At 52.0% G+C, this 2,692-nt stretch carries 5 protein-coding genes; all 5 read right to left on the bottom strand.

Annotated elements, in window-relative coordinates:
- A partial coding sequence (locus ACIREA_RS30210) for a hypothetical protein (RefSeq protein WP_397386031.1) occupies positions 1-387 on the bottom strand: 387 nt, incomplete at its 3' end.
- 39 nt (positions 388-426) lie between these two features.
- On the bottom strand, positions 427-1,116 hold the full coding sequence (locus ACIREA_RS30205; protein ID WP_397386030.1) for a hypothetical protein: 690 nt from the start codon (positions 1,114-1,116) through the stop codon (positions 427-429).
- 161 nt (positions 1,117-1,277) lie between these two features.
- Positions 1,278-1,964, bottom strand: coding sequence for a DUF4230 domain-containing protein (locus ACIREA_RS30200; protein WP_397386029.1), 687 nt, complete (start codon positions 1,962-1,964; stop codon positions 1,278-1,280).
- A 54-nt stretch (positions 1,965-2,018) separates the two neighbouring features.
- On the bottom strand, positions 2,019-2,279 hold the full coding sequence (locus ACIREA_RS30195) for a hypothetical protein (protein WP_397386028.1): 261 nt from the start codon (positions 2,277-2,279) through the stop codon (positions 2,019-2,021).
- Positions 2,280-2,328: 49 nt separating this feature from the next.
- Positions 2,329-2,692 (bottom strand): hypothetical protein (locus ACIREA_RS30190; protein WP_397386027.1); only part of this gene is annotated, 364 nt, incomplete at its 5' end.

Genomic DNA, 2,692 nt, shown 5'->3' with positions numbered 1-2,692 from the left:
ATCCGGGCTCGCCGCTCGCCGGATGTGCCTTGATAGACCGGCCAGATAACGCCCGAGTGCGTGGGCGGAAAGTTCCGGACCGAGGAGACTTGGAAGACGGCACATCAGCAGCGATCCTGCCGTCCATGAGCGGACTTCGACCAGGGGGAGAACTTTGATCAGCGTTTCTTTTCCGAGCGCCCCTGCCGTTTTTTCGAGTTGTTCCCATTCTTCCTCCCCCTCCACAAAATCACTCAATCCGCCGTAACGCAGTGCGAAACCGTAGTGCATCCAGTCCACGATTCCCTGGGGACGCTTGGTTCCAGTCAAAGCGAGCGCTTCGATGCATTCGTTAGCCGTCCGTGTTGCCTCTGGAGTGCTCATGTTAGCAAAATCAGCGTCTCTCATCTGACAACTGAGAGCATGAAGGAGCGCGAGACCTTGTGGTCACTTGCCAAAGAGTGACTGCCAATATCCAACGGCTTTCTGTTTGACAATCGAGTCTTGAGTCAGTGTCTTTGAAACCTCGGCGCTCGCTTTGCTAATTTCGTCTGCGACGGATTTGGCGAGATCAGCAGTCGTCTTGACTGCTTTGCTGTTGCTGACTGCCTGCCAGTTCTCTTTGATTGTCGATGTAGCTCGGCCAGCAACAGCGGCCGCATCATTATACGTTTGCACTACCACGCCAGTGGCAGAATCTACTTTTTTCCCAAGATCCGCGATCCCTGTTTTGATCGCTGGTTCGTTCTGCTTGTAGGCCTCAGCAGTAATGCCCGCTACAACCACTCCGAGGTTCAACCATACTTCGGCTTCACTATTCCCCCCGACGATTTTGCGGGTGAAGGCGGCGTCTGAGGATAGCGGCGCATAGTTGGCTCCCATATAAGAACCTGCACCGTGGCTCTGACTGCTCCAATTATGTGTTACCGTCGTCACTCCTCCATCCGCCCTTGGAATGTCATACACCTTTTGCGTGAGGCTGTTGGTGTTGGTCGGAAAGGGAATTTGGATTTGAAGCGGCGCCAGCGTCGAATTGGAGAGCAAAGGTTGTGGCGGTGACTGTTGTGCGAAGGCACTCGAAATAAAACTCGCTAACGCACAAAAGACGATCCGTGAAATTAATGATGAACGCTTCATAAACCAAAGACACATGGATAGGTGAGAATTCAATCTCTTTCTCAGTCTTGAGGTGGCGCCTGGAGCGTTGCATCACCCCGTTGCAGCGACGACAGCCCAGAACAAAGTGGTGCTCTAAAACATTTGTATGCATCACATTCGCAGACCAGGAATCACCGACCTCATGGAAGAACCTCGTCGGCCGTCTGGAACGAATACTGTTCCTGAAGAGGGGTGAGACGATCCAACAGTTTCTGGGTCGCGGCGGCCATCAGATCGGACTTTTCGGCACTCGTTCTGGCCTGTTGGAGAAGGCTATTGTGGGCGGCCTCTCGATCTTCGGGTGTCAATTTGTTCCACCACCCATTTTCATCCTTAACCACGGTGAGATTCTTCAATTCCGATGAAATCAAGATCGGCTTCGAATGATGCACGGTCACAATTCTTCCATCTTCCGATAGCTTCAGGCCGAAGGAGTCATTTATCGGGAAGCCGGCTTTGGCAACAAAATCACCCTTCAATTCCAGGCGCTTGGTGCTTCCAGCCCACGTGGCCTGATAAAAATACGTGTGCTCAAAGTCCTTTGTAGCTGTCACCAGTTCAGTGAGTTCAGTTGCAGGACCATGGACGACAGTGCCTGCTATGCTGATCTTGGGCTCCAATTGAAGAGCGCGATAAAGATCGCTGCCTGCTCGTCTGAGCAAGTCGTATCCTTCGTTTATGGCGCTGATGGCCTCATTTTTGGTGGAGCTAACCACTTTTATGGGTCCAACATAAACAAGAATATAAATGCCACCGAAAAGTATGCTCAGCACAAGGGCGACTGAAAAACCTTTTGCCAGCGCATTGCGTGTATTGGACGTGTTCATAGGATTTGGAGATGATTTTGTTCGAAAAATGTTTGGCGTGAGCTCTCGATACGCTCATTTGAAAATCCGGTAGATGCCATACCCTGCCATGCCGAATGCGGCACCTGCTGCAACGATCGGCGCGGCACCAATAGAAAACGCTGTGCCAGCCACAGCGATACCAATTGATCCGGTGGTTGCGAACGTTGCTCCGCCCACGAGAGCTCCCGCTGCAGCAGCACCCCCTGCTTTGAGGACTTCATTTTTATTTTCTTTTGCGCTGACTGGTGCGGTGATGAGGATCAGTGCGGTTCCGAGAGTGATGATGTTTTTCATGAGATGTGGTATGTTAAAAGTTGCTGACCGAGTTTCGAAGGGATGCTGACTAGTGGTTGAGATCAGAAGCGGTGTAGGCAGGGAGGGGCGACAACTCATAGGGCATGTTCGCCGCATCGAATGCAGTGAGCGCATTCCCTGAAAGTGTGAAGAAGCGTGCAACCACCACGGCGACGAAGGTCAAGATGACATATTCCGGGGCGTCTTGTTTGATCTGCCCAGCCCTCGCTTTAGCCACTTGGGACTTGGAAGCGGGCGATGGTTGTGAATTCGAGCGCATGACACTTGCGGCTTGTCCATCAATGGAGGACGAAACCAGGGAGATGCAGAGAAGGGACCTGACAATTTTTGTTTTCATTTGGGTTTGCTTGCTATCTTGTTTAGAGCGGCGCATTTCGGTGCCGTCATAGCTT

The organism is Prosthecobacter sp., from assembly GCF_044373815.1.
GTDB lineage: Bacteria > Verrucomicrobiota > Verrucomicrobiia > Verrucomicrobiales > Verrucomicrobiaceae > Prosthecobacter.
Note: the sequence above shows the minus strand (reverse complement) of the source record. Positions and strands in the feature narration are given on the sequence as shown.

What these genes read in the sequence shown, in the direction of transcription:
- ACIREA_RS30205 (WP_397386030.1), bottom strand. Translation starts at nt 1,116, where the DNA reads ATGAAGCGTTCATCATTAATTTCACGGATCGTCTTTTGTGCGTTAGCG.
- ACIREA_RS30200 (WP_397386029.1), bottom strand. Translation starts at nt 1,964, where the DNA reads ATGAACACGTCCAATACACGCAATGCGCTGGCAAAAGGTTTTTCAGTC.
- ACIREA_RS30195 (WP_397386028.1), bottom strand. Translation starts at nt 2,279, where the DNA reads ATGAAAAACATCATCACTCTCGGAACCGCACTGATCCTCATCACCGCA.